The sequence below is a fragment of the Pseudomonas sp. SMSB3 genome, assembly GCF_052041965.1.
In the GTDB taxonomy this organism is placed as follows: domain Bacteria; phylum Pseudomonadota; class Gammaproteobacteria; order Pseudomonadales; family Pseudomonadaceae; genus Aquipseudomonas.
Genome location: NZ_JBKGGV010000007.1, coordinates 165,438 through 189,859 on the forward strand (window position 1 = coordinate 165,438; position 24,422 = coordinate 189,859).

A 24,422-nucleotide genomic window follows, 5' to 3' on the forward strand; every position below is an offset into this window, starting at 1 on the left:
CTCTGCTCGCTCCTACGTTTGTTTCGGGCCAATAACGTTTGTGACAGGCGCGCGCGACCGCCTTGTTGGTGCGACGCGATAGCGCGCCGTGCGCCAAGGCGTACGCGCGCATAACCCCAAACGTAGGAGCGAGCGCAGCTCGCGATGCGCCGCGCGAGCGGCGCTCGATCTCCCCAACGCTGATGCCCGTCCCGGGGGTGTGGGGATTCGGTTTTTTCTGTAATGGGTAGGGCGGGAGGGTGTTGTCGTCCTTGAGATCGAGCGCCGCCCGCGCGGCGCATCGCGAGCTGCGCTCGCTCCTACGGTTGTTTCGGGCCAATAACGTTTGTGACAGGCGCGCGCGACCGCTTTGTTGGTGCGACGCGATAGCGCGCCGTGCGCCAAGGCGTACGCGCGCAAACGCCACAGGAATAATTGGCCCGAAACAAACGTAGGAGCGAGCAGAGCTCGCGATGCGCCGCGCGGGCGGCGCTCGATCTCCCAGGCGCTGAAAGCATCAAGGCGGCCACAAAAAGGTCCATAATTCCCCCTTAATCCCCCCATAGTGCAATACCAGCCACACCACTCCGGGAGCCTCACCATGCACGTTCTGCTCTGCGAGGACGACGACCTGATCGCCAGCGGCATCTGTGCAGGCCTCACTGCCCAAGGCCTGATCGTCGATCGCGTGGCCAACGCCGCCAGTGCCCGGGCATTGCTGCAGGCAGCGCGCTTCGACGTAATGATTCTCGACCTGGGCCTGCCCGATGAAGACGGCCTCAAGCTGCTGCGCCGCCTGCGCCAGCAAGGTATCGACCTGCCCGTGCTGGTGCTCACCGCACGCGATGCGGTCACCGACCGGGTCGACGGCCTGCAGGCCGGTGCCGACGACTATTTGCTCAAACCCTTCGACCTGCGCGAACTGGCAGCGCGGCTGCACACCTTGCTGCGCCGCGTGGCAGGACGGGCCGTCAACGTGATCGAACACGGTCCGCTGCGCTACGACCCGAGCAGCTGCGAAGCGACTCTGGCAGGGCAAACCGTGGATTTGTCGCGGCGTGAACAGGCGCTGCTCCAGGCATTGCTGCACAACCCCGGTCGCGTGCTGTCCAGCGAGCAACTCAAAGACTGCGTCTACGGCTTCAGTGACGAGGTCGAAAGCAACGCCCTCAACGTGCATATCCATCACTTGCGGCGCAAGCTTGGCAACGGCATCGTCGAAACCGTGCGCGGCCTGGGTTATCGGCTGGGGCCGGCGCAGGCCCAGCAGGACTCAGCACCATGAGCCTGCGGGTACGCCTGAGCCTGATCCTGGGCAGCGCGTTCATCATCATCTGGGCCCTGGCGGCAGCGTGGATGCTGCGCGACCTGCGCCAACAGATGATGTTTTCCCTCGACCAGCGCCTGGTGGCGTCGGCGCGCATGGTGGCCGGGTTGATCGACCAGCTGCCGCAACCGCTGACGGCCAAGGGCGAAGAGGCGCACATCGCTGCCGACCAGCTGAGCGTGCCTGACGGCATGGCCTGCCAGGTCAGTTCACTGCGCGGCGAAATCCTGGCCAGCAACCACAAGCACGATGGCGCCATGGATGACCAGCGCAGCGGCTTTGGCGACCAGACCATCGATGGCGCGTTGTGGCGCACCTTCACCTACAACCATGCCGACGTGCGCATCACCACCGCCGACCGGCACCTGGAGCGTGAGGCGCTGAACCAGTCGATCCTGCTGGCCGCCTCGGCCCCGGTGCTGATGGCCTTGCTGGGTAGCCTGGGCCTGCTGTGGATCGGCCTGGGCAAGGGCCTGGAGCCGCTCAATCGCATGCGTGACGCCCTGCGCAGGCGGCGTGCCGACAGTGTTGAGCCGCTGCGGGTGGCGGGCTTGCCCAGCGAATTGCAGCCCTTGCTCGATACCCAGAACCAGCTGTTCCTGCGCATCGCCCAGACCCTCGAACGCGAGCGGCGCCTGACCGACGATGCCGCCCACGAGCTGCGCAGCCCGCTGACTGCGATCAAGACCCACCTGCAGGTGGCCCAGATGACCGATGGCGCAGTGCGCGAGCAGGCGCTGGCGCATGCCGAGCAGGGCGCCGACCGCATGCATCGCACCCTTGAGCAGTTGCTGATGCTGGCGCGGGTCGAGGGCAGCCTGTCGTTCGAGGACGGCGTGCAGTGCAGTGCTGAACAAGTCGTGCATCAGGCGCTACAGGATGCCGGCGCAGGAGACGACCGGCGTATCGTCCTGCGCCTGCCCGAGCAGGCTGCGCAAGTCTACCTGGCCATGCCCGCGCCGCTGGCGGTGGCGGCGCTGCGTAATTTGCTGGACAACGCCCTGCGCCATGGCGGGGACAGCGAAGTGGAAGTGCAGGTGCAAATGGCCGAAGGGCAGGTTGGGTTCCTGGTGCGCGACCATGGCCCAGGCATTGCCGAGCACGACCTGCAGCATTTGACCCAGCGCTTCTGGCGCACCGGCCAGAGCAGCGGTTGCGGCTTGGGTCTGGCGATTGTGCAGGCCATCGCGCAACGCTGCGCGGGTAGCCTGCGTTTCGACAGCGACGACAGTGGGCTGCGAGTGCTGCTGCAGGTGCCGGCACAGTTGGGCAAAATCCCGTAACAACGGCTAAATCCTCTGCGCACTCAAGCGTTTTCCAAGCGATAACTGCCCATTCGCTTGCTTGCGAGGATTCACCCATGTCCACCGCCACCAGCCTGGCTCAGGTTGCACCGCCCGGGGCGCCGCAGCCGTTGTACGAATTCAGCGAGTCGCCGCTGCTGCAGCGTCAGCAGCAACAGGAGTCGAACGCCCGGAGCTACCCACGGCGCCTGCCGCTGGCGCTCAAGCGCGCCCGCGGCATCTACGTCGAGGACGTCGAAGGCCGGCAGTTCATCGATTGCCTGGCCGGCGCCGGGACCCTCGCGCTGGGACACAATCATCCGGTGGTGATCGAGGCGATCCAGCGGGTCTTGGCCGACGAGTTACCCCTGCATACCTTGGACTTGACCACGCCGGTCAAGGACCGCTTCGTCCAGGACCTGTTCGGCATCCTCCCAGAAGCCCTGCGCCGGGAAGCCAAGGTCCAGTTCTGCGGCCCCACCGGCACCGATGCGGTTGAAGCAGCGCTCAAGCTGGTGCGCGGCGCCACCGGCCGCAGCACTGTGCTGGCCTTCCAGGGCGCCTACCACGGCATGAGTCAGGGTGCGCTGAGCCTGATGGGCAGTCACGGCCCCAAGCAGCCGCTGGGGGCACTGCTGAGCAACGGTGTGCAGTTCATGCCGTACCCTTACGATTACCGTTGCCCGTTCGGTCTGGGGGGCGAGGCGGGGGTCAAGGCCAACCTGCATTACCTGGAAAACCTGCTGCTCGACCCAGAAGGCGGCGTGCCATTGCCTGCAGCGGTGATCCTTGAGGTGGTGCAGGGCGAGGGAGGCGTGATCCCCGCCGACATCCAGTGGTTGCAAGGCGTGCGGCGCATCACCGAACAAGCCGGGGTGGCGATGATCGTCGACGAGATCCAGAGCGGCTTTGCCCGCACTGGGCGGATGTTCGCGTTCGAGCACGCCGGCATCGTGCCGGATGTGGTCACCTTGTCCAAAGCCATTGGCGGCAGCCTGCCACTGGCGGTGGTGGTCTACCGTGACTGGCTGGACACCTGGAAGCCGGGCGCGCACGCCGGCACCTTCCGCGGTAACCAGATGGCCATGGCCGCAGGCTCGGCGGTGATCGATCACCTGCTCGAGCACCGCCTGGCGGCGCATGCCGAGGCCATGGGGCAGCGTCTGCGTGAGCACCTGCTGCGCCTGCAGCGCGACTACCCACAGTTGGGCGATGTACGGGGCCGTGGCCTCATGCTGGGCGTGGAGCTGGTCGATCCGCTCGGCAAGCCCGACACGCTGGGCCATCCGCCGGCGCACCGCCTGCTGGCGCCGAAGGTGCAGCGCGAATGCCTGCGCCGTGGGCTGATTCTCGAGTTGGGCGGGCGCCACGGCGCGGTGGTGCGTTTCCTGCCACCGCTGATCATCAGCGCCGAGCAGATCGACGAAGTCGCACAACGCTTCGCGCAGGCGCTAGCCGCCGCCATCTGAGTGACAAGGGCCGCTGCGCGGCCCTTTTTTGCGTTCGCCAGCGCCTATTTTCGCCCCTGACCTACCGAGCCACACCCGCCAGTTGCCAACCGCCACCCAAGGCCTTGTACAACGCCACACTGGCTTGCAGGCGGGCCAGGCGCAAGGTGGCTTGCTGATCCTGGGCCTGGTACAGCGTGCGTTGGGTTTCGAGCACGCTGAGCAGGGTTTCGGCGCCAGCGGCATACCGCCGTTGGGCCAGGTCAAAGGCGACCTGCGCCTGTTCGACTTGCCGATCCTGCCACTGGCGCTGCCGATCCACCCCGTGGATGGCGTTGAGCGCTTTTTCCACATCGGCAAAGCCCGCCAGAATGCTCGCCCGGTAGCTTTCCAGCAGCTCGCTCTGCTCGGCCTCGGCGAGTTGTTGCGCCGCCCGCAGTCGACCATTGTTGAACACCGGCGCCACCAGCCCGGCAGCCAAGGTGTAGAAAGCGCTGTCAAAGACGTGGGGCAGGGTAGGGGCGCCGGTGCCCAGGTTGGCGCCCAAGGTCAGCTTTGGCAGCAGCGCGGCCCTGGCCACTTGGATGTTGGCGTGGGCGGCGGCCAGCCGCGCTTCAGCGGCGGCGATGTCAGGCCGGCGCGTCAGCAACTGGCTGGGCACGCCGCTGCCGATGTCCGGCCAGTGCAAGGCGGCCAGGGTATCGCGGCTGGCAGGCAGCGCCTGCACCGGGTCCCCGAGCAGGGTTGCCAGGGTGATGCGGTTGTCTTGCCACTGCTGCTCGAGCAACGGCAGCTGGCGCTGCTGGGCCGCCACCAGGCTGCGCTGCTGGGCCAGCTCGAGACGAGTCGCCGAGCCTGCGCCTTGGCGGGTTTCGACCAGCGCCAGTACGTCACGGGCATTGCTCAGGTTGAGGCGGGCGATGCGCAGTTGTTCTTGCACGGCCAGGCCCTGCAGGTACGTGTTCGCCACACTGCTGATCAGGGTCAGCTCGACCGTCTGGCGCTCGAAGCGACTGACCTCGAGGCTGTGCAAGGCGCTCGCCCGCGCAGCGCGCAGACTGCCCCAGAAGTCGATCTCGTAGCTGGCAGCCAGTTGCAGGCCGAACGAGGTGCTGGTGCGCTCGTAACGGCTGACGTCCAGCTGATCGTAGCCCTCGCCATGCAGCAGGCGCTGACGACTGCCGTCGAATTCGAATTTCAGCTCCGGTAGCAGTGGTGCGCCGGCGATCACCGCGCGCGCTTGCGCTTGGCGCACCCGCGCGGTAGCAGCGCCAAGGTCATGGGCATTGGTCCTGGCGCGCTCGACCAGCCGGCTTAGTTCGGCACTCTCGAAAGCCTGCCACCACTGGGACGGGGGCAGCTCGCCCGCGGCCTTGGCGCTGCCGCTTTGCCAGGCGGGCGGCGCGGTGATGCCGCTGGGTGGCGCGGGCGAGAGGCTGCAGGCGGTGAGGCCCAGGCACAGGGTCAACAGGCTGATGCGGCTTGGCAGGGTCATGGACTATTCGCTGGTAAGGGCTTTGACCGGGTCGAGTCGGGCGGCTTTGCGTGCCGGCATGAAGCCGAACACGACGCCGGTGAGCACGGCGCAGGAAAAGGCGCCGAGCATGGCGGGCAGGGTGAACGCCACCGCTACCTTGCCCAGCAATAGCGCGCCGCCGATCAGCAGCGCCAGGGTGATGCCGGTGATGCCGCCGACCATCGACAGCAGCACCGCTTCGCTGAGGAACTGGCGCAGGATGTCGTGCTGGCGCGCGCCGGTGGCCATGCGGATGCCGATCTCGCGGGTTCGTTCGCGCACCGTCATCAGCATGATGTTCATCACCCCGATGCCGCCGACCAGCAAGGAAATGGCGGCGATGGCGCCGAGCATCAGCGACAGGCTGTTCTGGGTGCGCGCCTCAGCCTGGATCAGCGCTGCCGAGTTGGTCAGCTCGAAGTCGTCGCGGCCCTGGTGGCGTTGACGCAGCAGGCGGCCGACGGCGGCTTCGGTTTCATCGACACGGGTGGCGTCGGCTGCGGTGATGGTGATGTAGTCCGGCGCCCGTTGCCCGAACAGGCGGATCGCGGCGGCGGCGTAGGGCACCACGACGCGTCCGTCGGCATCGGTGTCGCCAGAGCTTGCGCCCTTGCCAGCCAGGATTCCGATTACCTGAAACGGCACATTGCCGATCAGAATGTACTGACCGAGCGGATCGCGATCAGGCGCCAACATCTGCTGGCGGACTTTTTGTCCGATCACTGCCACCGCTGCGCCGCTGGCTTCGTCGTCCTCGCTGAAGAAGTCTCCCTCGACCGCTGGCCAGTTGAAGATCGACGGGAACTGATTGTTGTTACCGCCCACGTAATACTGCTGGCTCTGGTTGCCGTTGCGCACCATGACCTTGGCGCCCAATACCGGCATGATCTGCCTGACTTGCGGCAGCTGGCCGATGGCGGCCACATCGTCGAGGGTGATGATGCCGGCCGGCTCGCCAAGGCTGGCCGGCTTGCCATCGAGGTAGAGGATGTTCGAGCCGAAGGCAGCCATCTGCGCCATGACCTGGCGCTTACTGCCTTCGCCGACCGCCAGCATGACCACCACCGACGCTACGCCGATGACGATGCCGAGCAAGGTCAGGGCGGTGCGGAAGCGGTTGACCCACATCACCCGCCAGGCCGCTTGCAGCGCTTCGAACAGCTCGCCTTTCCAGGCTCCGCGTTGCGTCGCACCGCAGTCCAGGCGCTGGCGCAGTTCGTCGGCCTGTAGGCCAGGATGCGGCGCGCCGGGTGTAGGTTGCTCGCCGGTGTCGCTGAGCAGTTGGCCGTCACCGATCTCGATCACCCGTTGGGCCCGGGCTGCGACCTTAGGGTCGTGGGTGATGAGGATGATGACGTGGCCCTGGCTGGCCAGCTCGTCCAACAGCGCCATGACTTCGGTGCCGCTGTGGCTGTCGAGTGCGCCGGTGGGTTCGTCGGCCAGGATGATATGCCCGCCATTCATCAGCGCGCGGGCGATCGACACCCGTTGCTGCTGCCCGCCCGAGAGCTGGTGCGGGCGGTTGCCACTGCGACTGGCCAGGCCCAGGCGCTCGAGCAGGGCGGCAGCCCGCGCGTGCCGCTCGGCGGCGGGGGTGCCGGCATAGATGGCCGGCATTTCGACGTTTTCCTGGGCCGAACCCGAGGCGATCAAGTGGTAGCCCTGGAACACGAAACCGAAGGCTTCGCGGCGCAGCCAGGCCAGCGCATCGTTGTCCAGCGCCGCCACATCCTTGCCGGCGAAGCGGTAACTGCCGGTGCTTGGGCGATCGAGGCAACCGAGGATGTTCATCAGGGTCGATTTGCCCGAGCCGGAAGCGCCGACGATGGCGACGAACTCACCGGGGTAGATGCTCAGGCTGATGCCGCGTAATACTTCGACTTCGGGGGTGTCGACCCCGCCGTAGCGCTTGCGGATATCAACCAGCTCGATCAATGGCGCCGTCATTCAGCCCCCACTGGCGCTGGGGGCGCCCATCAGCAATTGCTCGCCTTCGCTGAGCCCATCCACGACCTCGATGCGCAAGCGGTCGCTGATGCCGGTGCGAACCGGGCGTTGCACCACCTTGCCATGCGGTTCGAGCACGCGGGCCACGTAATGGCCGTCGACCTCCTCCAGCGCGGCCATCGGCACGTTGAGCACGGCGCTGGCCTGGCCGGCGACGAAAAACACCTGGGTGGTCATGTCGGCCATCAGTGCGCCGTCCGGGTTGTCGACGTCCAGCAGCACGGTGTACTGCACCACCTGGCTACCTGCGCTACCCGCGTTGGCCGGGCTGCCGCCGCCCTGACTGGCCTGCTCCAAGGGCTTGGGCGGCAGCGGCAGAATCTGCCGTACACGGCTGTGCCAGCGCCGTTTGCCGCCCGCCAAGGTGGTGAAGTAGGCGCTCATGCCGGGTTTGACCTTGCCGATGTCGGCTTCCGAAACCTGGGCCCAGACGGTCATCGGCGACAGCTTGGCGATGCGCAGGATCAGCGGCGTTTGTTGCTGGGCATTGAGGGTCTGGCCCTCGCGGGCATCGACCGCCACCACGGTACCGTCCATGGGTGCGTAGATACGCGTGTAGCCGAGCTGCGCCTCGGCGCTGCGCAGGCTGGCCTGGGCTTGCCGAATCTGTGCCTGGAACATGTCGATACGCGCCTGGGTAACCTTCGCCTGGGCCGCTGCGGCCTGCAGGTCTTCCTCGCGGGTTGCCCCGGCGGCGGCCAGGTCGCGCTGGCGTTTGAGCTGCTGGCCAGCCAGCTGGAACTGCGCGCGCTGTTCGGCGAGCTGGGCCTTGAGGTTGTCGATGGCGAAGCGCCCGGCATCGAGCTGCGCCTGCTGGGTGGAGGGGTCGATTTCGACCAGCAATTGGCCTTCGCGCACGGCGTCGCCGGCTTCCACGTGCAATTTGCGAATTTGCCCGGACGCCTGGGCGCCGACATCCACGTAACGGCGTGGTTGCAACGTACCCAGCGCGGTCACACTGCTCTCGATGTCGCCGCGTGTCACGGCGATGGTATCGAGCGACTGCTCGGCGAACGGCGAGGATTGCCAGGCAACCAGGCCGGCCAGGCTGAGCAAGCCCACGCTGGCAAGCGCCCAGCGGCGACGGGGGGAGGGTAAGCGGCTCATGCGGACTTCCAGCCTGGGTGGTGATGATGCGCGGTCTGTAGCGGTGCGCAGCGAAGTCCCAGATAAACGAAGCCTGGGCAAGCGGATTTAGCCTCAGGCCTGTTGATGGCGGCTGCGCGGCAGGGGTAAGGCTGATGCTCAGGTTAAATGCGCGTGAAAATTCTGTGTGATGGCCGCTTGATTTCTCGCAGGTTCACGACAACTATCTAGTTTGACCCCGCCAGGCAGCGCCCTGGTGTCTGCCTGTTGCTTGGGCGCGTGGTCAGGTAGCTGTGCTGACATTGACCCCAAGGCCCAGGTCCGACCATGACGAACAAGACCTTGCGCATCCTGATCGCCGACGAGCACCTGCACCAGCGCTTGCAGCTGGAAAAGCTGCTCAACGGGCTGGGCTATTACCGAATCGCCCCGGTCGAGTCCTTCGACGAGTTACAGCGTTTGGTGCACTCGGCCTTGCAACCATTCAACCTGCTGCTGGGCAACATCGAGCTGGCCAGCCACGTGGGGGTCGACCTGGAGCGTTTTTGCCGGGTCAGCGCGCAGATTCAGCACGCCCTGCTGTATCACACCCAGCACCTGAAGGTGCCCGCAGTGCCGGCAACCGAGCGCCAAGCGGTCAGCGTGAGCCTGCCCCAGGCACCCGACAACGATGCCTTGCAGTCCTTCATGGCGATCATCGACAGCCCCGTGCTGGTGGGCAAGATCGCCCTGCCAGCAGGGCTGGCGCCAGGTGCCACACAGCGGCGCCGGTCTGGTCATTTCGCCCCCACCGTGTTCAGCCGTTAACCCCCGCGCTGGGGCAAGCCCCCGGGCATTTGGTATCCTCATGCCCTTTGCCGATTCGCGGAACCTGTCATGACTGCCATCGATACCGCTCGCCCGCCCCGGTTCAGCCGCGGCGATCACCGGACGCTGGGCCTTGCGGCCTTGGGCGGCGCGCTGGAAATCTATGATTTCATCATCTTCGTGTTCTTTGCCCTGACCCTCAGCCAGCTGTTCTTCCCGCCGCAGATGCCCGAATGGCTGCGCTTGCTGCAGAGCTTCGGCATCTTCGTCACCGGCTACCTGGCCCGACCGCTGGGCGGCATCCTGATGGCGCACTTTGCCGATCACCTGGGCCGCAAGCGGGTCTTCAGTCTGAGCATTCTGATGATGGCGCTGCCCTGCCTGTTGATCGGGGTGATGCCGACTTACGCCGAGATCGGTTATGCGGCGCCGTTGATCCTGCTGGCGTTGCGCATCCTGCAGGGCGCTGCGGTGGGCGGCGAGGTGCCAAGCGCCTGGACCTTCGTCGCCGAGCATGCGCCACCCGGGCGTCGTGGTTACGCACTGGGCTTTCTGCAGGCGGGGTTGACCTTTGGTTACCTGCTCGGTGCATTGACCGCGACACTGCTGGCGCAGCTGTTCACGCCGCAGGAAATCCTCGACTACGCCTGGCGCTACCCGTTTCTGCTGGGTGGCGTCTTCGGGGTGATCGGCGTCTGGCTACGCCGCTGGCTAAGCGAAACGCCTGTGTTCCTGGCCCTGCGCGAACGTCGCCAGGAGCCGGTCAGGTTTCCGCTGCGCCAGGTACTTGGGCAACACCGCTCAGCCTTGATCCCGGCCGCCTTGCTGACCTGCGTGCTGACCTCGGCGGTCGTGGTGCTGGTGGTCATCACCCCGACGGTGATGCAGCAACGTTTCGCCATGAGCGCAGGGCACACGTTTGCCCTGAGCAGCGTCGGCATCGTTTTTCTCAACTTAGGCTGCGTGCTGGCCGGGCTGCTGGTCGATCGCCTGGGCGCCTGGCGCGCATTGATGATCTACAGCGCGCTGCTGCCGCTGGGGATCGGCGCGTTGTACGCAAGCCTGGTGTGCCAGTGGGGCCTGACGGGGCTGGCCTACGCCCTGGCCGGGCTGGCCTGCGGCGTCGTCGGGGTGGTGCCGTCGGTGATGGTCGGGCTGTTTCCGGCGCAAATTCGGGTGTCGGGCATCTCGTTCACCTATAACGTGGCCTATGCCCTGTGGGCGAGCACCACGCCCTTGGCATTGATTGCGCTGATGCCATGGAGCCCGTGGGTGTGTGTCGGCTTTTGCTTGATCATGGGCCTGGTCGGCGTGGTCACGGCGCTTCATTACGGGCGCCGCGAGCCGCTGACATTCGCTGCCGAGCCAGGCATCGCACTGTGCGCTGACAAATAAGGCGCTGCAAAAAAAGCCCCCGGTTCTTGCGAGCCGGGGGCTTTTTCACGCCTTGCGAAGGGCAGGGGCCTTACATGTTCGGGTAGTTAGGCCCACCGGCACCTTCAGGCGCGACCCAGGTGATGTTCTGCGCCGGGTCCTTGATGTCGCAAGTCTTGCAGTGCACGCAGTTCTGCGCGTTGATCTGGAACCGCTTGCTGCCGTCTTCCTGGGTAACCACCTCATAGACCCCGGCCGGGCAGTAGCGCTGGGCCGGCTCGTCGTACAAAGGCAGGTTGCTGGCGATCGGCACGCTCGGATCGGTCAGCTTCAGATGGCAGGGCTGCTCCTCTTCATGGTTGGTGCTGGAGAGGAACACCGAGCTGAGCTTGTCGAAGCTAAGCTTGCCGTCGGGCTTGGGGTAGTCGATCTTCTTCGAGTCGGCCGCGAGCTTGAGGCAGGCGTAGTCGGGCTTGTTGTCATGCAGGGTGAACGGCAGCTTGCCAGCGAACCAGTTCTGGTCGATGTAGTTGAAGGCGCCGCCAAGCAATGGCCCGAACTTGTGGATCGCAGCGCCGAAGTTGCGGCTGGCGAACAGTTCCTCGTACAGCCAGCTAGCCTTGAAGGCGCTGACATAACCGTCGAGCTGATCACCCCCGTCGCGGCCGGCGAACAAGGCATCGGCGACCGCCTCGGCGGCAAGCATGCCCGACTTCATTGCGGTATGGCTGCCCTTGATCTTGGAGAAGTTCAGGGTGCCCAGGTCGCAGCCGATCAGCGCGCCGCCGTTGAAAACCATCTTGGGCAGCGAATTCAGGCCACCTTTGCTAATGGCACGGGCGCCGTAGCTGATGCGCTTGCCGCCTTCGAGGTACTGGCTGATGACCGGATGGTGCTTCAGCCGCTGGAACTCGTCGAACGGCGAAAGGTAAGGGTTGGCGTAGGACAGGTCGACGATCAGGCCAACCACCACCTGGTTGTTTTCCAGGTGATACAGGAACGACCCGCCGGTGTTGTCCTTGCTGGTGACATCGAGCGGCCAGCCAGCGGTGTGGACCACCAGGCCCTGCTCGTGCTTGGCCGGATCGATTTCCCAGATTTCCTTGAGGCCGATGCCGTAGTGCTGGACGTCGGCGTCGCTGTCGAGGTTGAAGCGCTGGATCAGCTGCTTGCCGATGTGGCCGCGGCAGCCTTCGGCGAACAGGGTGTATTTGGCGCGCAGTTCCATGCCGGGGGTGTACAGACCTTCTTTGGGATTGCCCTCACGGTCGACACCCAGATCACCGGTGACGATGCCGCGGACCACGCCGTTATCGTCGAACAACGCTTCCTGGGCGGCGAAGCCCGGATAGATTTCCACGCCCAGGTTCTCGGCCTGCTGGGCCAGCCAGCGGCACAAGTTGCCCAGGGAAATGATGTAGTTGCCGTGGTTGTGCATGGTCTTGGGCACAAACAGGTCAGGGACCTTGGTCGAGCTGCCGGCATCCTTGAGCACATAGATGTCGTCACGCTTGACCTCGGTGTTCAGCGGTGCGCCGAGCGCCTTCCAGTCAGGGAACAGCTCGTTCAGCGCGCGCGGTTCGAACACGGCGCCGGAAAGAATGTGAGCACCGACTTCGGAGCCTTTTTCCACCACGCAGACGCTGATCTCGTTACCGGCTTCGGCGGCCTTCTGCTTCAGGCGGCAGGCGGCGGACAGGCCCGCGGGGCCTGCCCCGACGATGACCACGTCGAATTCCATGTATTCGCGTTCCACAGGTTCTCTCCTACTCATCAAGGCTCGTGCTGTTGCTTGGTCTTATGGGTGCTTGCGTGCGGCGGCGCTGCGAGGCGCAAAGCTGTAGCAACGCAATGGACGGACTACACCGCTTTGTCTTGGCGCGCATTATATCTACACCACTTGGCGGGTCCAATACAAACGTTTGTTTGAATTTGCCGCAGCCCAGTAAAATCACAGGAGTGCGGCTAGAAGGTGACCGATATGCCGTATTGACCGGATGGGGTGATCCGGTCAAGATACGAGCGGTTTTACGTTCGCCGTAGGCTTGCAGCCGGGCGCAGGTACACCTCTAAAGACAGGTGCGGAGCAGGCTGGCGTTCGATGCAGAGCGGTACAGGCCGGTTTGTAGTGGAGTTTACACTTCACGACAGCAAATGACCCGTGGGGATTTGCCGCAACAGTCGTGAAAGGACTGTTCGGTCACCATCAATTTTCCCGATGCCGGTACGTTTTTCAGAGGTGCCCTTGTACCCACGCGCATCGCAGGGCTTTGCCCCAGGCGACTATCTATTCACCGGAGAGTAACGAGGAATCCATGAAGGTTCTTGTAGCTGTCAAACGAGTGGTCGACTACAACGTCAAGGTTCGCGTCAAGGCGGACAACTCCGGCGTCGACCTTGCTAACGTCAAGATGTCCATGAACCCCTTCTGCGAAATCGCCGTGGAAGAAGCCGTACGCCTGAAGGAAAAGGGCATTGCCAGCGAAATCGTCGTGGTTTCCATCGGCCCGACCTCTGCCCAGGAGCAACTGCGCACCGCCCTGGCCCTTGGCGCCGACCGCGCCATCCTGGTCGAAGCGGCAGAAGAACTGAACTCCCTGGCGGTGGCCAAGGCGTTGAAAGCGGTTGTCGACAAGGAGCAGCCACAGCTGGTGATCCTCGGCAAGCAGGCCATCGACAGCGACAACAACCAGACCGGCCAGATGCTGGCTGCGTTGACCGGCTATGCCCAGGGCACCTTCGCCTCCAAGGTCGAAGTGGCGGGCGACAAGCTCAACGTCACCCGTGAAATCGACGGCGGCCTGCAGACCGTAGCGTTGAACCTGCCTGCCATCGTCACCACCGACCTGCGGCTGAACGAGCCACGCTACGCGTCGCTGCCCAACATCATGAAGGCCAAGAAGAAGCCACTGGAGACCCTCACCCCCGACGCACTGGGCGTTTCCCTGGCTTCCACCACCAAGACCTTGAAAGTCGAAGCCCCGGCTGCCCGCAGCGCTGGCATCAAGGTCAAATCGGTGGCCGAACTGGTCGAGAAGCTGAAGAACGAAGCGAAGGTAATCTAAATGACTATCCTGGTTGTCGCTGACCTTCTACAAGGTCCTGAGAACGTTGCCGTAGCCCCGGCCACCCTGAACACTGTTGGCGCCGCGGCCAAGATCGGTGGTGATGTCCACGTACTGGTCGCAGGCGCAAATGTCGGCGCTGCCGCCGAAGCCGCTGCCAAGATCGCCGGTGTGGCCAAGGTGCTGGTGGCCGATAACGCCGCCTACGCCCACGCGCTGCCGGAAAACGTCGCGCCGCTGATCAAAGAGCTGGCCGGCGCCTACAGCCACGTGCTGGCTGCGGCCACCACCAATGGCAAGAACATCCTGCCGCGCGTGGCTGCACTGCTGGACGTCGACCAGATCTCCGAGATCATCTCGGTCGAGTCGGCCGATACCTTCAAGCGCCCGATCTACGCCGGTAACGCCATCGCCACCGTGCAATCGAGCGCTGCGGTGAAGGTCATCACCGTGCGTACCACCGGCTTCGACGCCGTGGCCAGCGAAGGCGGCTCGGCTGCCATCGAAGCCGTGGGCGCGGCTCACGATGCAGGTGTGTCGGCATTCGTCGGTGAAGAGCTTGCCAAGTCCGATCGTCCGGAGTTGACCGCTGCCAAGATCGTGGTCTCCGGCGGCCGTGGCATGGGCAATGGCGACAACTTCAGCCACCTGTACAGCCTGGCCGACAAGCTCGGCGCCGCTGTCGGTGCCTCGCGCGCTGCGGTTGACGCAGGCTTCGTGCCCAACGACATGCAGGTCGGCCAGACCGGCAAGATCGTCGCGCCGCAGCTGTACATCGCCGTCGGTATCTCCGGTGCGATCCAGCACCTGGCTGGCATGAAGGACTCCAAAGTGATCGTTGCGATCAACAAAGACGAAGAAGCGCCGATCTTCCAGGTGGCCGATTATGGCCTGGTCGCCGACCTCTTCGAGGCCGTGCCAGAGCTGGAAAAGCTGGTCTGATCTGCCTGCTTCACTTATAAAGAAGCCCGGCCCTCGCTTCGAGGGCCGGGCTTTTTTCGTTGCAGGGCAAGGAGTGAGCGATGCTGTTACGCAATGCGGGCAGAGGGCTGGCGTGTATGCTGGCGCTGCTGCCAGCGCTGGCCATGGCGGCTGGCAAGTGCGAGCGACTGGTGGCCACCGGCAGCCCGGACGCGCCGCCGTATGCCTGGCAAGATCCACAAGACCCCAAGCACCTGATTGGTGCCAACGTCGATCTCTTGCGCCAGGTGCTTGGCGAGCTGGGTATCAGTGTCGAGGTGCTCAACGCCGGACGGCGCGATGTGGCCTTGCAGGAGGTGCGCAGCGGGCGCATGGACCTGCTGCTCGACATGCCACTGCAGGTCGAGCAGCTGACCGCGATGGATTACCTGCACCCGCCATTGCAGCTCAACGAATACCTGGTATGGACGCGCCATGACGCGAGCCTGGTCTACGATGGCCCGGCAGATCTGGCCAAGTACCGCGGCAGCCTCTCCGAGCGTGCCCGCCTGACGCCTGCATTTTCTGCTTTCGCCAAGGCGCAACTGGACCTGGCGCCTGCGCAGAATCTCACCCAGGCGTTCCAGAAACTGATCCTGGGGCAGGTCGACTATGTACTGGCCGGGCGCTTCTCGGGCATGGCCATGACCCAGGGTCTGGGCATGAGCAATGACCTGATCGCCCGGGGTCTGCCTGTAGACCGCCCAGGGCTGTATCTGGCCTTGTCGCACAATTCAGCCTGCAATGACGCGTGGTTGCGTGGGCAACTGGCGAAAAAGCTGACAGAATTGCCGATCTCCGGCGTGTCCGAAGCTGTGCTGCAACGCAATGTCGAGCGCTGGAAAGCGCAAATGCAGGCGCAGGCCGACGCCCCAAAACAGTAGGAAGAATGCGTGAGAACCCAACCCCTTATCCTCGCCATGGTCATGCTCGCCATGGCTGGCTGTGCCAACGACCCGGCGCCTAATGAGCAGATGCGTATTTCCGAGCAGGCCCTGGAGCAGGCCAGGGCGGTTGGTGCCACCGACCAGGTCGAAGCGCTGAAGTTGGCAGAAGACAAATTCGCTCGAGCCAAGACCAACATGCTGACCGCCGACTACCGTGACGCGCGCATGCGTGCCGAGCAGGCCGAGCTGGATGCGCGCCTGGCTGAGGCGCAGGTGCTGAACCAGAAGAGCGATGAGCAACTCGAGCTGCTGCAGGCGCGGATCAAGCGCTTGCACAAGCAGTTGGAGGTGCAGCCATGATGCGCTTGCAGCGTAAGGCGCTGCTGGCCCTGTTGGTCCTCAGCGCAGGCCTGCAGGGTTGCGCCAGCCAGCGCAGTTCGGCGGCGCTGGAAGACGCCAGCGCGGCCTTCCAGAAGGTCAAGGACGATTCCGACGTGCTGCGCAGCGCGCCGCGCGATGTGATACGCGCCGGTGAGTCGCTGGCGCGGGCCGAACGGCTATCGAGCTATATCGGCAGCGGGAGCGACGTGCGTCATTATGCCTACCTGAGCCAACGCTACAGCGAGATTGCCGGCGAGCATGCCAAACTTGCAGCGAACCAGGAGCGCCTGGCCAAGCTCGACCTGGAGCGTCAGCGTCTGCAACTGGCATTGCGTGAGGCCAAGCTCGCCAGCGTTCAGCAACAGGGCAAATGGATCGAGCACCAAATTGCCGCATTGGCCTCCGAGCAGGCTGACCGTGGATTGGTGATGACCCTGGGCGATGTGCTGTTCGACACAGGCCGCGCCGAGCTGAAAAACTCGGCCAGCCGTACCGTGCTGAAACTGGTGCAGTTTCTGCAGTTGAACCCACGCCGTGTAGTGCGCATCGAGGGTTACACCGATAGCACCGGTACGCCTGAAGACAACCTCGCGTTGTCCCGCGACCGGGCCCAGTCGGTCGCCGACATGCTGGTCGACCTTGGGGTGGACGAGAAGCGTTTGCAGGTCGAGGGTTATGGCGACCAGTATCCCATCGAGGCCAATGCATCGGAGCGAGGCAGGGCGCAGAATCGCCGCGTGGAGATTGTTTTCTCCGACGACAAAGGCAAGCTGGCGCCTGCGCGCTGATGATGGGGTAGCGGGCTGGCGTCGCTCAAGGGTGCGCAAAGCCCCCATGATGACAGCTTCGCTGCCGATAATGCCGGGGCCCCGTCGCGGCCCTTTCGCGACACGAGGCCGCGCCCACGGTGACCTCGCTGTTGGGGAGATCAATTAATCATTTCGCAAGGTCTCACGCCGCTGTATCGTTGTTTGAGCTGCAAACTGTCCCAGTACACTTTGCAACTGTTACGGTATGCTTAGCCGTCAGTCAGTCTTACAAGAACAACACGCCGCGCCGAGACTTCGCCATGACCAACCTGCTGCTGTACCAGCGTATCGCCCAGCAACTGGCCGATGATATTCGTCGCGGTGTCTACCAGCCCGGCGAGCGCGTGCCATCGGTGCGCAAGATGAGCGCCCAGCTCAACGTCAGCCATGCCACGGTGTTGCAGGCCTACGCCAATCTTGAAGACCAGGGGCTGATTCGCGCTCGGCCGCAGTCCGGCTACTACGTCCATCAGACACCCGCCCTGACCGCGCAGACCCCTGATATCGCGCGGGTCGAACGCCCAGGCTTGGTCACCCGCGCCAGTATCATCCAGCAAGTGCTGACCGAAGCGCGTCGTGATGGCGTATTCCCCTTTGGCGCCGCCGTGCCGCATGTCGACTATTTGCCTGTGAGGGCGCTGCATCAGCAGATAGCCAAGGTCACGCGGTTTCACAGCCCGCGGGCATTCAGCTACATGTTCAGCCCCGGTTTCGAACCCCTGCGTCGACAGATTGCCATCCGCATGCGCGACGCCGGTGTGTTGGTCGATCCGCGCGAAGTCATCGTCACCCATGGGTGCGTGGACGCCTTGCAGATGTCACTGCGCGTATTGACCCGCCCTGGTGACCTGATCGCCGCCGAGTCGCCGACTTATTACGGGTTGTTGCAATTGGCCGATTTGCTGGGGCTGAAAGTGATCGAGATCCCCAGCGACCCTGCGACCGGCATCAGCCTTGAGGCCCTGCAGCTTGCTGCCAACCAATGGTCGATCAAGGCGCTGGTGTTGACCTCGCGCTTGAGCAATCCGCTGGGCGGCACTGTGCCCGAAGAGCGGCAGAAGCAACTGTTGCGCCTGGCCTCGGACTTCGATATCCAGATCGTCGAGGACGATATCTATGGCGAATTGATGTTCGAGCAAGGCAAGACCAAGGCGCTCAAGGCCTTCGACCGGCTTGACCGGGTGATCTACTGCTCGAGTTTCTCCAAGACGTTATCTCCTGGCGTGCGTGTCGGCTGGATGGTGGCGGGGCGTTATCAGGATGAGATTCAGCGTCTGCAGACCTTTACGACCCATTCGGCCTGCAGCGTCACCCAGATGGGCGTGGCTGCCTACCTGGAAAACGGCGGTTATGACCGGCATCTGCGCTTCATTCGTCAGGAGTACCGGAAAAACCTCAGTGCCTATCAATTGGCAGTGCAGCAGCATTTCCCCGAAGGCACGCAAATGACTCGGCCAACGGGCGGCTTCATTCTCTGGGTCAGCCTGCCTGGCCGGGTCAACACCCAGGAGCTGCACGTACGGGCCCTGGAGCAAGGCATCAGCATCGCGCCGGGGCTGATTTTCAGCAATACCGAGCAGTTCAACCACTGCATTCGCTTGAACTGCGGTATTCCATGGAACAAGGAGGCCGAGCGGGCAGTCATTACCCTGGGGCTGCTGGCTCAGCAATTATGCCGGGAGTCACAGTCCTCACTAATGTAGGCTTGCCAGCGACCGATGGAGCGGTGAGCATATGCCTTCTTTTCGCTTGCGCCTTTCGTTGATGTCCATGAACCTTTTGCGTAGTGTCGCCCTGATTGTCCTTGCCATGCCGTTGTGTCTGCCTGCTGCCGTGGCGCAGGCCGCGCAGCCTGCCGTGCAGGCGGGGCAGGGCGGGACGGGCAACAAGCCTGCGGCAACGTCCAAGCCTGCAGCTAAGTCCAAGCCTGCCGCCAACAAGCGCAAGGGCAAGGCCAAGACCGTCAGCAAAGAGGTCAAGCAGCCGCTGCCCAAGGCCAAGCTCGACCTGAGCTTGCCAACCCACATGGTCGAGGAGCTCGACCCCGCCGTGGGTGACGCGACGCTGCGGCGCAAGCCTATCCTGCCGGCCATGTTTCCTGACAAGGCAGGCGACTCTGATAGCCCGTTTCAGCTCAATGGCCGCTTGATCAGCAATGAAATGCAGTTACAACTGCGCAATGACAGCCGGCGTGATGTAGAGGGTGCGGCCATCGAGTTTCAATTCCGCAATTGAGCGAGCGCAACTGACTGCAAAGTCACGGCAGATTTCATCCGCCTGGCAATTTCAAACGTCTGTTTGAGCGGTTACTATTCCAGTGCGTCCGCCCCATCCTGTTCCACGGAGTCTGTTTGACCATGAAGTGTCGTGAAGGCTGCGGTGCCTGCTGCATCGCCCCATCCATCTCTTCGGCGATGCCGCGCATGCCTGATGGCAAGCCCGCTGGCCAGCGCTGCCTGCACCTGACGGCGGACAACCTCTGCGAGCTGTTCGGCTTGCCCGAGCGGCCAGCGGTGTGCGGGGGCTTCAAAGCCGATGTCGAGGTGTGTGGCAGCGACCGTGACGAGGCGATCAGGATTCTGGGTTGGTGGGAGCAGATGACGGCGGCGTAAAAGGCTGGATCTTCGACAACAAGGATAAGCATGATGAGATCGTTCAAGCGTATTGCACTGCTGTGTGGCATGGGAGTTCTGCTGGCGCCGGCGGCCTGGGCCGAGAACTGGCAGGTGGCCAAGGACGAGGATGGCATCAAGGTTTCGCTCAGCGAGGTGCCGGGCTCCAAGTACAAGGCTTACCAGGGCATCACCCTGATCAAGGCGCCGCTGGCCAAGGTTCAGGCGCTGCAGGAAGACGTGGCGGGGGCTTGTGCCTGGATCCACGAGTGCAAGACACAGAAACTGCTCAAGCACGAAGGCGACCAGAGCTGGACCTACACGCAGTTCAACACGCCGTGGCCAGTGACGCCGCGTGACTCCGTGCTGCGGGTGACCACGGTCAAGGGTGCCGATGGCAGCCTGACCCGCAAGCTTGAGGAAGAGCCGACCTACATTGCGGAAGAAAAAGGCTTCGTGCGCGTGGCCAAGGTGGAGGGCTTCTGGAAGCTGGTGCCCAAGGGTGACGCTACCGAGGTGACTTACCAGGTGCACACCGAGCCTGGTGGCAGCGTGCCGGCGATGGTGGCGAACAAGTTCGTGGTCGATGCCCCGTTCAACACCCTCAAAGGGCTGCGCGAGCGCGCCGAGAAGCGCCAGTAGTCAGTCTCGTTGCGCAATGAAAAAAGGCTGCCCGAGGCAGCCTTTTGCGTTCGCGGTGGTGCTTACGCGCGGTCTTTCAGCTCGACGATATCGCGCTGCAGTTCGCCGGTATACAGCTGGCGAGGGCGGCCGATCTTGTACGGGCTCGAGAGCATTTCTTTCCAGTGCGAGATCCATCCGACGGTACGCGCCAGGGCGAAGATCACGGTGAACATGCTGGTTGGAATGCCGATCGCCTTGAGGATGATGCCCGAATAGAAGTCAACGTTCGGGTACAGCGAGCGTTCGATGAAGTACGGATCGGTCAGGGCGATCTCTTCAAGGCGCATGGCCAGTTCCAGCTGCGGGTCATTCTTGATGCCCAGCTCGCCGAGGACTTCGTCGCAGGTCTGCTTCATCACGGTAGCGCGTGGGTCACGGTTCTTGTAGACGCGGTGGCCGAAGCCCATCAACTTGAACGAATCGTTTTTGTCCTTGGCCTTGGCGATGTATGTGTCGATGTTCGAGACATCGCCGATTTCATCGAGCATGGTCAGCACCGCTTCGTTCGCACCGCCGTGGGCAGGGCCCCACAGCGCAGCGATGCCGGCGGCGATACAGGCGAACGGGTTGGCGCCCGAGGAGCCGGCCAGACGCACGGTCGAGGTGGAGGCGTTCTGCTCGTGATCGGCGTGGAGGATGAAGATCCGGTCCATCGCCTTGGCCAGCACCGGGCTGATCGGTTTGATCTCGCAGGGGGTGTTGAACATCATGTGCAGGAAGTTTTCCGCGTACGACAGGTCGTTGCGCGGGTACATCATCGGCTGGCCCATCGAATACTTGTAAACCATCGCGGCCAGGGTCGGCATCTTGGCGACCAGGCGCACCGCGGAAATTTCGCGGTGTTGTGGGTTATTGATGTCCAGCGAGTCGTGGTAGAACGCCGACAGCGCACCGACCACGCCGCACATCACCGCCATCGGGTGGGCATCACGGCGGAAGCCGTTGAAGAACGATTTCAGCTGCTCGTGAACCATGGTGTGGTTCTTCACGGTGCTGACGAACTGCGCCTTCTGCTCGGCGTTGGGCAGCTCACCGTTGAGCAGCAGGTAGCAGGTTTCGAGGTAGTCCGATTTCTCGGCCAGTTGCTCGATCGGGTAGCCGCGGTGCAGCAGCACGCCCTGGTCGCCGTCGATGTAGGTGATCTTCGATTCGCACGAGGCAGTCGCCATGAAACCAGGGTCGAAGGTGAAGTGACCAGTGGCCCCCAACCCGCGGACGTCGATTACATCAGGACCAACGGTGCCGGTTAAAATGGGCAGCTCGACGGGGGCAGCGCCCTCGATGACCAACTGCGCTTTTTTGTCAGCCATGTGGCCTCCTATTAATGCTTGAAATCATCAGACAGCCCCCCACGCAGGGCCCGCACCACTATAGAGAAGTAAATTCGAATGTCAATTTGCCTAAAGGCTGCTTGAAACCGCTCCCCAGCCCTGATTTTTCACGAATTTCTCGCCCATTTACGCCTTTTGCTCGCTAAAGGCAATGCGCTATTTGGGCTACCCCCTCACGTTGTCATAAGCAGCCTAACTGTCTATACTCGGCACCCGACTCCCTGGGGCTTGCAAGCCCGAACTACTGGGGGTCGCCGTTCCCTGGGTGGTGGGTACCTGACCAGTACACTTACCAACAACTTTGCCCTGATTCGCTAGGGGCTCTTCAGTGTGAAAAAAGCCGTGAAAAGCCAACGACCTGTAAACCTAGACCTAAGGACCATCAAGCTTCCTGTCACTGCGTACACGTCCATCCTGCACCGTATCTCCGGCGTCATCCTGTTCATCGGCCTTGCCATCATGCTTTACGCACTGGGCAAGTCGCTGGGTTCGGAAGAAGGCTTCGGCGAGGTGAAGGCGTGTCTGACCAGCCCGCTGGCCAAGTTCGTGACCTGGGGCCTGCTATCCGCCCTGCTGTATCACCTGGTGGCAGGTGTACGCCACCTGATCATGGACATGGGCATCGGTGAGACGCTGGAAGGCGGCAAGCTGGGCTCGAAAATCGTGATTGTCATCTCCGTGGTGGTGATCGTTCTGGTGGGAGTTTGGGTATGGTAACCAATGTCACGAACCTGTCGCGTTCGGGCCTCTATGACTGGATGGCGCAACGCGTGTCTGCGGTCGTTCTCGCGGCTTACTTCCTGTTCCTGATCGGTTGGGTCATCGCTCACCCAGGTGTCGACTACGCCCAGTGGCATGGTCTGTTCTCCAATAACGCGATGCGCATCTTCAGTCTGCTGGCCCTCGTTGCCCTGGGCGCACACGCCTGGGTCGGCATGTGGACCATTGCCACCGACTACCTGACGCCGATGTCGTTCGGCAAGTCGGCGACTGCGATTCGTTTCCTGTTCCAGGCGGTATGCGGCGTTGCGATGTTCGCTTACTTCGTCTGGGGTGTGCAGATTCTCTGGGGTATCTGATCCATGGCTAGCATTCCAACCATTTCCTTCGACGCCATCATCATCGGTGGCGGCGGTGCCGGCATGCGCGCAGCGCTGCAGCTGGCCCAGGGCGGTCACAAGACTGCCGTCGTGACCAAGGTGTTCCCGACCCGTTCGCACACCGTATCGGCCCAGGGCGGCATCACCTGCGCCATCGCTTCGGCCGACCCGAACGATGACTGGCGCTGGCACATGTACGATACCGTCAAAGGTTCCGACTACATCGGTGACCAGGACGCTATCGAATACATGTGTCAGGAAGGCCCGGCCGCGGTCTTCGAGCTGGATCACATGGGTCTGCCGTTCTCGCGCACCGAGACCGGTCGTATCTACCAGCGTCCGTTCGGTGGTCAGTCCAAGGACTTCGGCAAGGGTGGCCAGGCGGCCCGTACCTGCGCCGCTTCCGACCGTACTGGTCACGCGCTGCTGCACACCCTGTACCAGGGCAACCTGAAAGCCGGTACCACGTTCCTCAACGAATACTATGCAGTCGACCTGGTGAAGAACCAGGACGGCGCGTTCGTGGGCGTGATCGCCATCTGCATCGAAACCGGCGAAACCGTCTACATCAAGTCCAAGGCCACCGTACTGGCCACCGGCGGCGCCGGGCGTATCTACGCCTCGACCACCAACGCCCTGATCAATACCGGTGACGGTATCGGCATGGCCCTGCGTGCTGGCGTACCGGTGCAGGACATCGAAATGTGGCAGTTCCACCCCACCGGCATCGCCGGCGCCGGTGTTCTGGTCACCGAGGGTTGCCGTGGTGAAGGTGGTTACCTGATCAACGCCCATGGCGAGCGTTTCATGGAGCGCTACGCGCCTAACGCGAAAGACCTGGCTGGCCGCGACGTGGTGGCCCGTTCCATGGTCAAGGAAATCATCGCTGGCAACGGCGTGGGCCCGAACAAGGACCACGTGCTGCTCAAGCTCGACCACCTCGGCGAAGAAGTGCTGCACAGCCGCCTGCCTGGTATCTGCGAGCTGTCCAAGACCTTCGCCCATGTCGATCCAGTGGTCGCGCCGGTGCCGGTCGTACCGACCTGCCACTACATGATGGGCGGCGTTGCCACCAACATTCATGGTCAGGCGATCACCATGGACGCCGACGGCAAGGATCACATCATCCCGGGCTTGTTCGCCGTGGGTGAAGTGGCCTGTGTATCGGTTCACGGCGCCAACCGCCTGGGAGGCAACTCGCTGCTCGACCTGGTGGTCTTCGGTCGTGCGGCCGGTCTGCACCTGGAGAAGGCACTGAGCGAAGGCGTAGAATATCGCGACGCCAGCGATACCGACGTCGATGTCGCGCTGAACCGCCTGAACAAGCTCAACGAGCGCACCACCGGCGAAGACGTCGCCAGCCTCAAGCGTGAGCTGCAAAGCTGCATGCAGAACTACTTCGGTGTATTCCGTACCGGTGAATACATGCAGAAGGGTATCGAGCAACTGGCTGGCCTGCGTGATCGCATCGCCAACGTCAAGATCAACGACAAGTCCCAGGCCTTCAACACCGCGCGTATCGAAGCGCTGGAGCTGCAGAACCTGCTGGAAGTCGCCGAAGCTACCGCCATCGCGGCCGAAGCCCGTAAAGAGTCGCGCGGCGCTCACGCCCGTGAAGACTTCGAAGACCGTGACGACGAGAACTGGCTGTGCCACACCCTGTACTACCCGGGTGAGAAGCGCGTGGCCAAGCGTGGCGTCAACTTTGCGCCGAAGACTGTTCCAGCCTTCGAACCAAAAGTCCGGACTTATTGAGGATGGCTGCT

At 63.4% G+C, this 24,422-nt stretch carries 22 protein-coding genes; 17 read left to right on the forward strand and 5 right to left on the reverse strand.

What is annotated here, in order from left to right; all coding sequences use genetic code 11:
• Positions 1 to 580: 580 nt before the first annotated feature.
• The 3 genes from ACLEJW_RS13780 to ACLEJW_RS13790 all read left to right on the forward strand — a co-directional run bounded on the left by ACLEJW_RS13780 (position 581) and on the right by ACLEJW_RS13790 (position 4,058).
• Positions 581 to 1,264: a response regulator transcription factor gene (locus ACLEJW_RS13780; RefSeq protein ID WP_313303094.1), complete on the forward strand. Its 684-nt coding sequence runs from the start codon at positions 581 to 583 to the stop codon at positions 1,262 to 1,264.
• Entirely contained in the window at positions 1,261 to 2,589 is a 1,329-nt protein-coding gene (locus ACLEJW_RS13785; RefSeq protein ID WP_313303092.1) for an ATP-binding protein, read from the forward strand. Before ACLEJW_RS13780 ends, ACLEJW_RS13785 begins: the two co-directional genes overlap by 4 nt.
• Before the next feature lie 77 nt (positions 2,590 to 2,666).
• A complete protein-coding gene (locus tag ACLEJW_RS13790; protein ID WP_440777742.1) occupies positions 2,667 to 4,058 on the forward strand; it encodes an aspartate aminotransferase family protein in 1,392 nt (463 codons plus the stop codon).
• Between the two features lie 61 nt (positions 4,059 to 4,119).
• Here the strand turns inward: ACLEJW_RS13790 and ACLEJW_RS13795 are convergent, their stop codons facing one another.
• The 3 genes from ACLEJW_RS13795 to ACLEJW_RS13805 are packed head-to-tail and all read right to left on the reverse strand — an operon-like array spanning position 4,120 to position 8,667.
• Complete coding sequence (locus tag ACLEJW_RS13795) at positions 4,120 to 5,532, reverse strand: efflux transporter outer membrane subunit (protein ID WP_313459231.1); 1,413 nt, start codon at positions 5,530 to 5,532, stop codon at positions 4,120 to 4,122.
• Positions 5,533 to 5,535: 3 nt separating this feature from the next.
• The gene (locus ACLEJW_RS13800; protein WP_145189009.1) at positions 5,536 to 7,500 is read right to left on the reverse strand and encodes a MacB family efflux pump subunit; all 1,965 of its coding nucleotides are present in this window, start codon (positions 7,498 to 7,500) and stop codon (positions 5,536 to 5,538) included.
• Complete coding sequence (locus tag ACLEJW_RS13805; protein ID WP_145189005.1) at positions 7,501 to 8,667, reverse strand: efflux RND transporter periplasmic adaptor subunit; 1,167 nt, start codon at positions 8,665 to 8,667, stop codon at positions 7,501 to 7,503.
• Between the two features lie 306 nt (positions 8,668 to 8,973).
• Here ACLEJW_RS13805 and ACLEJW_RS13810 point away from each other — a divergent pair, with 306 nt between their 5' ends.
• Both ACLEJW_RS13810 and ACLEJW_RS13815 read left to right on the forward strand, forming a co-directional pair.
• The gene (locus tag ACLEJW_RS13810) at positions 8,974 to 9,453 is read left to right on the forward strand and encodes a histidine kinase (protein WP_145189002.1); all 480 of its coding nucleotides are present in this window, start codon (positions 8,974 to 8,976) and stop codon (positions 9,451 to 9,453) included.
• 69 nt (positions 9,454 to 9,522) lie between these two features.
• Positions 9,523 to 10,848, forward strand: coding sequence for an MFS transporter (locus tag ACLEJW_RS13815; protein ID WP_313459224.1), 1,326 nt, complete (start codon positions 9,523 to 9,525; stop codon positions 10,846 to 10,848).
• A 70-nt stretch (positions 10,849 to 10,918) separates the two neighbouring features.
• Here the strand turns inward: ACLEJW_RS13815 and ACLEJW_RS13820 are convergent, their stop codons facing one another.
• The gene (locus ACLEJW_RS13820) at positions 10,919 to 12,601 is read right to left on the reverse strand and encodes an electron transfer flavoprotein-ubiquinone oxidoreductase (RefSeq protein WP_313303209.1); all 1,683 of its coding nucleotides are present in this window, start codon (positions 12,599 to 12,601) and stop codon (positions 10,919 to 10,921) included.
• Positions 12,602 to 13,142: 541 nt separating this feature from the next.
• Between ACLEJW_RS13820 and ACLEJW_RS13825 the strand changes: the two genes are divergently transcribed.
• The 9 genes from ACLEJW_RS13825 to ACLEJW_RS13865 all read left to right on the forward strand — a co-directional run bounded on the left by ACLEJW_RS13825 (position 13,143) and on the right by ACLEJW_RS13865 (position 20,183).
• Complete coding sequence (locus ACLEJW_RS13825; RefSeq protein WP_440777743.1) at positions 13,143 to 13,892, forward strand: electron transfer flavoprotein subunit beta/FixA family protein; 750 nt, start codon at positions 13,143 to 13,145, stop codon at positions 13,890 to 13,892.
• On the forward strand, positions 13,893 to 14,834 hold the full coding sequence (locus tag ACLEJW_RS13830; protein ID WP_440777744.1) for an electron transfer flavoprotein subunit alpha/FixB family protein: 942 nt from the start codon (positions 13,893 to 13,895) through the stop codon (positions 14,832 to 14,834).
• An 80-nt stretch (positions 14,835 to 14,914) separates the two neighbouring features.
• Complete coding sequence (locus ACLEJW_RS13835; RefSeq protein WP_440777745.1) at positions 14,915 to 15,736, forward strand: substrate-binding periplasmic protein; 822 nt, start codon at positions 14,915 to 14,917, stop codon at positions 15,734 to 15,736.
• 9 nt (positions 15,737 to 15,745) lie between these two features.
• Positions 15,746 to 16,099 carry a DUF4398 domain-containing protein gene (locus tag ACLEJW_RS13840; protein ID WP_313301092.1) on the forward strand — a complete coding sequence of 118 codons (354 nt, stop codon included), beginning with the start codon at positions 15,746 to 15,748 and terminating at the stop codon, positions 16,097 to 16,099.
• Complete coding sequence (locus ACLEJW_RS13845) at positions 16,096 to 16,908, forward strand: OmpA family protein (protein ID WP_440777746.1); 813 nt, start codon at positions 16,096 to 16,098, stop codon at positions 16,906 to 16,908. Before ACLEJW_RS13840 ends, ACLEJW_RS13845 begins: the two co-directional genes overlap by 4 nt.
• Positions 16,909 to 17,189: 281 nt before the next feature.
• Positions 17,190 to 18,632: an aminotransferase-like domain-containing protein gene (locus ACLEJW_RS13850; RefSeq protein ID WP_145188979.1), complete on the forward strand. Its 1,443-nt coding sequence runs from the start codon at positions 17,190 to 17,192 to the stop codon at positions 18,630 to 18,632.
• 67 nt (positions 18,633 to 18,699) lie between these two features.
• Positions 18,700 to 19,164: a hypothetical protein gene (locus ACLEJW_RS13855; protein ID WP_145188976.1), complete on the forward strand. Its 465-nt coding sequence runs from the start codon at positions 18,700 to 18,702 to the stop codon at positions 19,162 to 19,164.
• A gap of 122 nt (positions 19,165 to 19,286) precedes the next feature.
• The gene (locus ACLEJW_RS13860) at positions 19,287 to 19,541 is read left to right on the forward strand and encodes a YkgJ family cysteine cluster protein (RefSeq protein ID WP_145188973.1); all 255 of its coding nucleotides are present in this window, start codon (positions 19,287 to 19,289) and stop codon (positions 19,539 to 19,541) included.
• A gap of 33 nt (positions 19,542 to 19,574) precedes the next feature.
• Positions 19,575 to 20,183, forward strand: a complete 609-nt coding sequence (locus ACLEJW_RS13865; protein ID WP_145189557.1) for an START domain-containing protein — start codon at positions 19,575 to 19,577, stop codon at positions 20,181 to 20,183.
• 62 nt (positions 20,184 to 20,245) lie between these two features.
• On the opposite strand, the gene gltA is transcribed toward ACLEJW_RS13865, so the two are convergent.
• Positions 20,246 to 21,535: a citrate synthase gene (gene gltA, locus ACLEJW_RS13870; RefSeq protein WP_145188970.1), complete on the reverse strand. Its 1,290-nt coding sequence runs from the start codon at positions 21,533 to 21,535 to the stop codon at positions 20,246 to 20,248.
• 351 nt (positions 21,536 to 21,886) lie between these two features.
• Between gltA and sdhC the strand changes: the two genes are divergently transcribed.
• Genes sdhC through sdhA form a run of 3 tightly spaced genes read left to right on the forward strand, consistent with a single transcriptional unit; the run spans position 21,887 to position 24,411 of the window.
• The gene (gene sdhC, locus ACLEJW_RS13875; RefSeq protein ID WP_178108345.1) at positions 21,887 to 22,273 is read left to right on the forward strand and encodes a succinate dehydrogenase, cytochrome b556 subunit; all 387 of its coding nucleotides are present in this window, start codon (positions 21,887 to 21,889) and stop codon (positions 22,271 to 22,273) included.
• Positions 22,267 to 22,635, forward strand: coding sequence for a succinate dehydrogenase, hydrophobic membrane anchor protein (gene sdhD, locus ACLEJW_RS13880; protein ID WP_145188967.1), 369 nt, complete (start codon positions 22,267 to 22,269; stop codon positions 22,633 to 22,635). The genes sdhC and sdhD overlap by 7 nt, the downstream gene beginning before the upstream one ends.
• 3 nt (positions 22,636 to 22,638) lie before the next feature.
• Positions 22,639 to 24,411, forward strand: coding sequence for a succinate dehydrogenase flavoprotein subunit (gene sdhA, locus ACLEJW_RS13885; protein WP_145188964.1), 1,773 nt, complete (start codon positions 22,639 to 22,641; stop codon positions 24,409 to 24,411).
• Positions 24,412 to 24,422: the final 11 nt, after the last annotated feature.

What these genes read in the sequence shown, in the direction of transcription:
- gltA (WP_145188970.1), bottom strand. Translation starts at nt 21,535, where the DNA reads ATGGCTGACAAAAAAGCGCAGTTGGTCATCGAGGGCGCTGCCCCCGTC.
- ACLEJW_RS13865 (WP_145189557.1), top strand. Translation starts at nt 19,575, where the DNA reads ATGAGATCGTTCAAGCGTATTGCACTGCTGTGTGGCATGGGAGTTCTG.
- ACLEJW_RS13815 (WP_313459224.1), top strand. Translation starts at nt 9,523, where the DNA reads ATGACTGCCATCGATACCGCTCGCCCGCCCCGGTTCAGCCGCGGCGAT.
- ACLEJW_RS13820 (WP_313303209.1), bottom strand. Translation starts at nt 12,601, where the DNA reads ATGAGTAGGAGAGAACCTGTGGAACGCGAATACATGGAATTCGACGTG.
- sdhD (WP_145188967.1), top strand. Translation starts at nt 22,267, where the DNA reads ATGGTAACCAATGTCACGAACCTGTCGCGTTCGGGCCTCTATGACTGG.
- ACLEJW_RS13855 (WP_145188976.1), top strand. Translation starts at nt 18,700, where the DNA reads ATGAACCTTTTGCGTAGTGTCGCCCTGATTGTCCTTGCCATGCCGTTG.
- ACLEJW_RS13835 (WP_440777745.1), top strand. Translation starts at nt 14,915, where the DNA reads ATGCTGTTACGCAATGCGGGCAGAGGGCTGGCGTGTATGCTGGCGCTG.
- ACLEJW_RS13780 (WP_313303094.1), top strand. Translation starts at nt 581, where the DNA reads ATGCACGTTCTGCTCTGCGAGGACGACGACCTGATCGCCAGCGGCATC.
- ACLEJW_RS13830 (WP_440777744.1), top strand. Translation starts at nt 13,893, where the DNA reads ATGACTATCCTGGTTGTCGCTGACCTTCTACAAGGTCCTGAGAACGTT.
- ACLEJW_RS13860 (WP_145188973.1), top strand. Translation starts at nt 19,287, where the DNA reads ATGAAGTGTCGTGAAGGCTGCGGTGCCTGCTGCATCGCCCCATCCATC.
- ACLEJW_RS13850 (WP_145188979.1), top strand. Translation starts at nt 17,190, where the DNA reads ATGACCAACCTGCTGCTGTACCAGCGTATCGCCCAGCAACTGGCCGAT.
- ACLEJW_RS13805 (WP_145189005.1), bottom strand. Translation starts at nt 8,667, where the DNA reads ATGAGCCGCTTACCCTCCCCCCGTCGCCGCTGGGCGCTTGCCAGCGTG.
- ACLEJW_RS13800 (WP_145189009.1), bottom strand. Translation starts at nt 7,500, where the DNA reads ATGACGGCGCCATTGATCGAGCTGGTTGATATCCGCAAGCGCTACGGC.
- sdhA (WP_145188964.1), top strand. Translation starts at nt 22,639, where the DNA reads ATGGCTAGCATTCCAACCATTTCCTTCGACGCCATCATCATCGGTGGC.
- ACLEJW_RS13785 (WP_313303092.1), top strand. Translation starts at nt 1,261, where the DNA reads ATGAGCCTGCGGGTACGCCTGAGCCTGATCCTGGGCAGCGCGTTCATC.
- ACLEJW_RS13790 (WP_440777742.1), top strand. Translation starts at nt 2,667, where the DNA reads ATGTCCACCGCCACCAGCCTGGCTCAGGTTGCACCGCCCGGGGCGCCG.
- ACLEJW_RS13810 (WP_145189002.1), top strand. Translation starts at nt 8,974, where the DNA reads ATGACGAACAAGACCTTGCGCATCCTGATCGCCGACGAGCACCTGCAC.
- ACLEJW_RS13795 (WP_313459231.1), bottom strand. Translation starts at nt 5,532, where the DNA reads ATGACCCTGCCAAGCCGCATCAGCCTGTTGACCCTGTGCCTGGGCCTC.
- ACLEJW_RS13845 (WP_440777746.1), top strand. Translation starts at nt 16,096, where the DNA reads ATGATGCGCTTGCAGCGTAAGGCGCTGCTGGCCCTGTTGGTCCTCAGC.
- ACLEJW_RS13825 (WP_440777743.1), top strand. Translation starts at nt 13,143, where the DNA reads ATGAAGGTTCTTGTAGCTGTCAAACGAGTGGTCGACTACAACGTCAAG.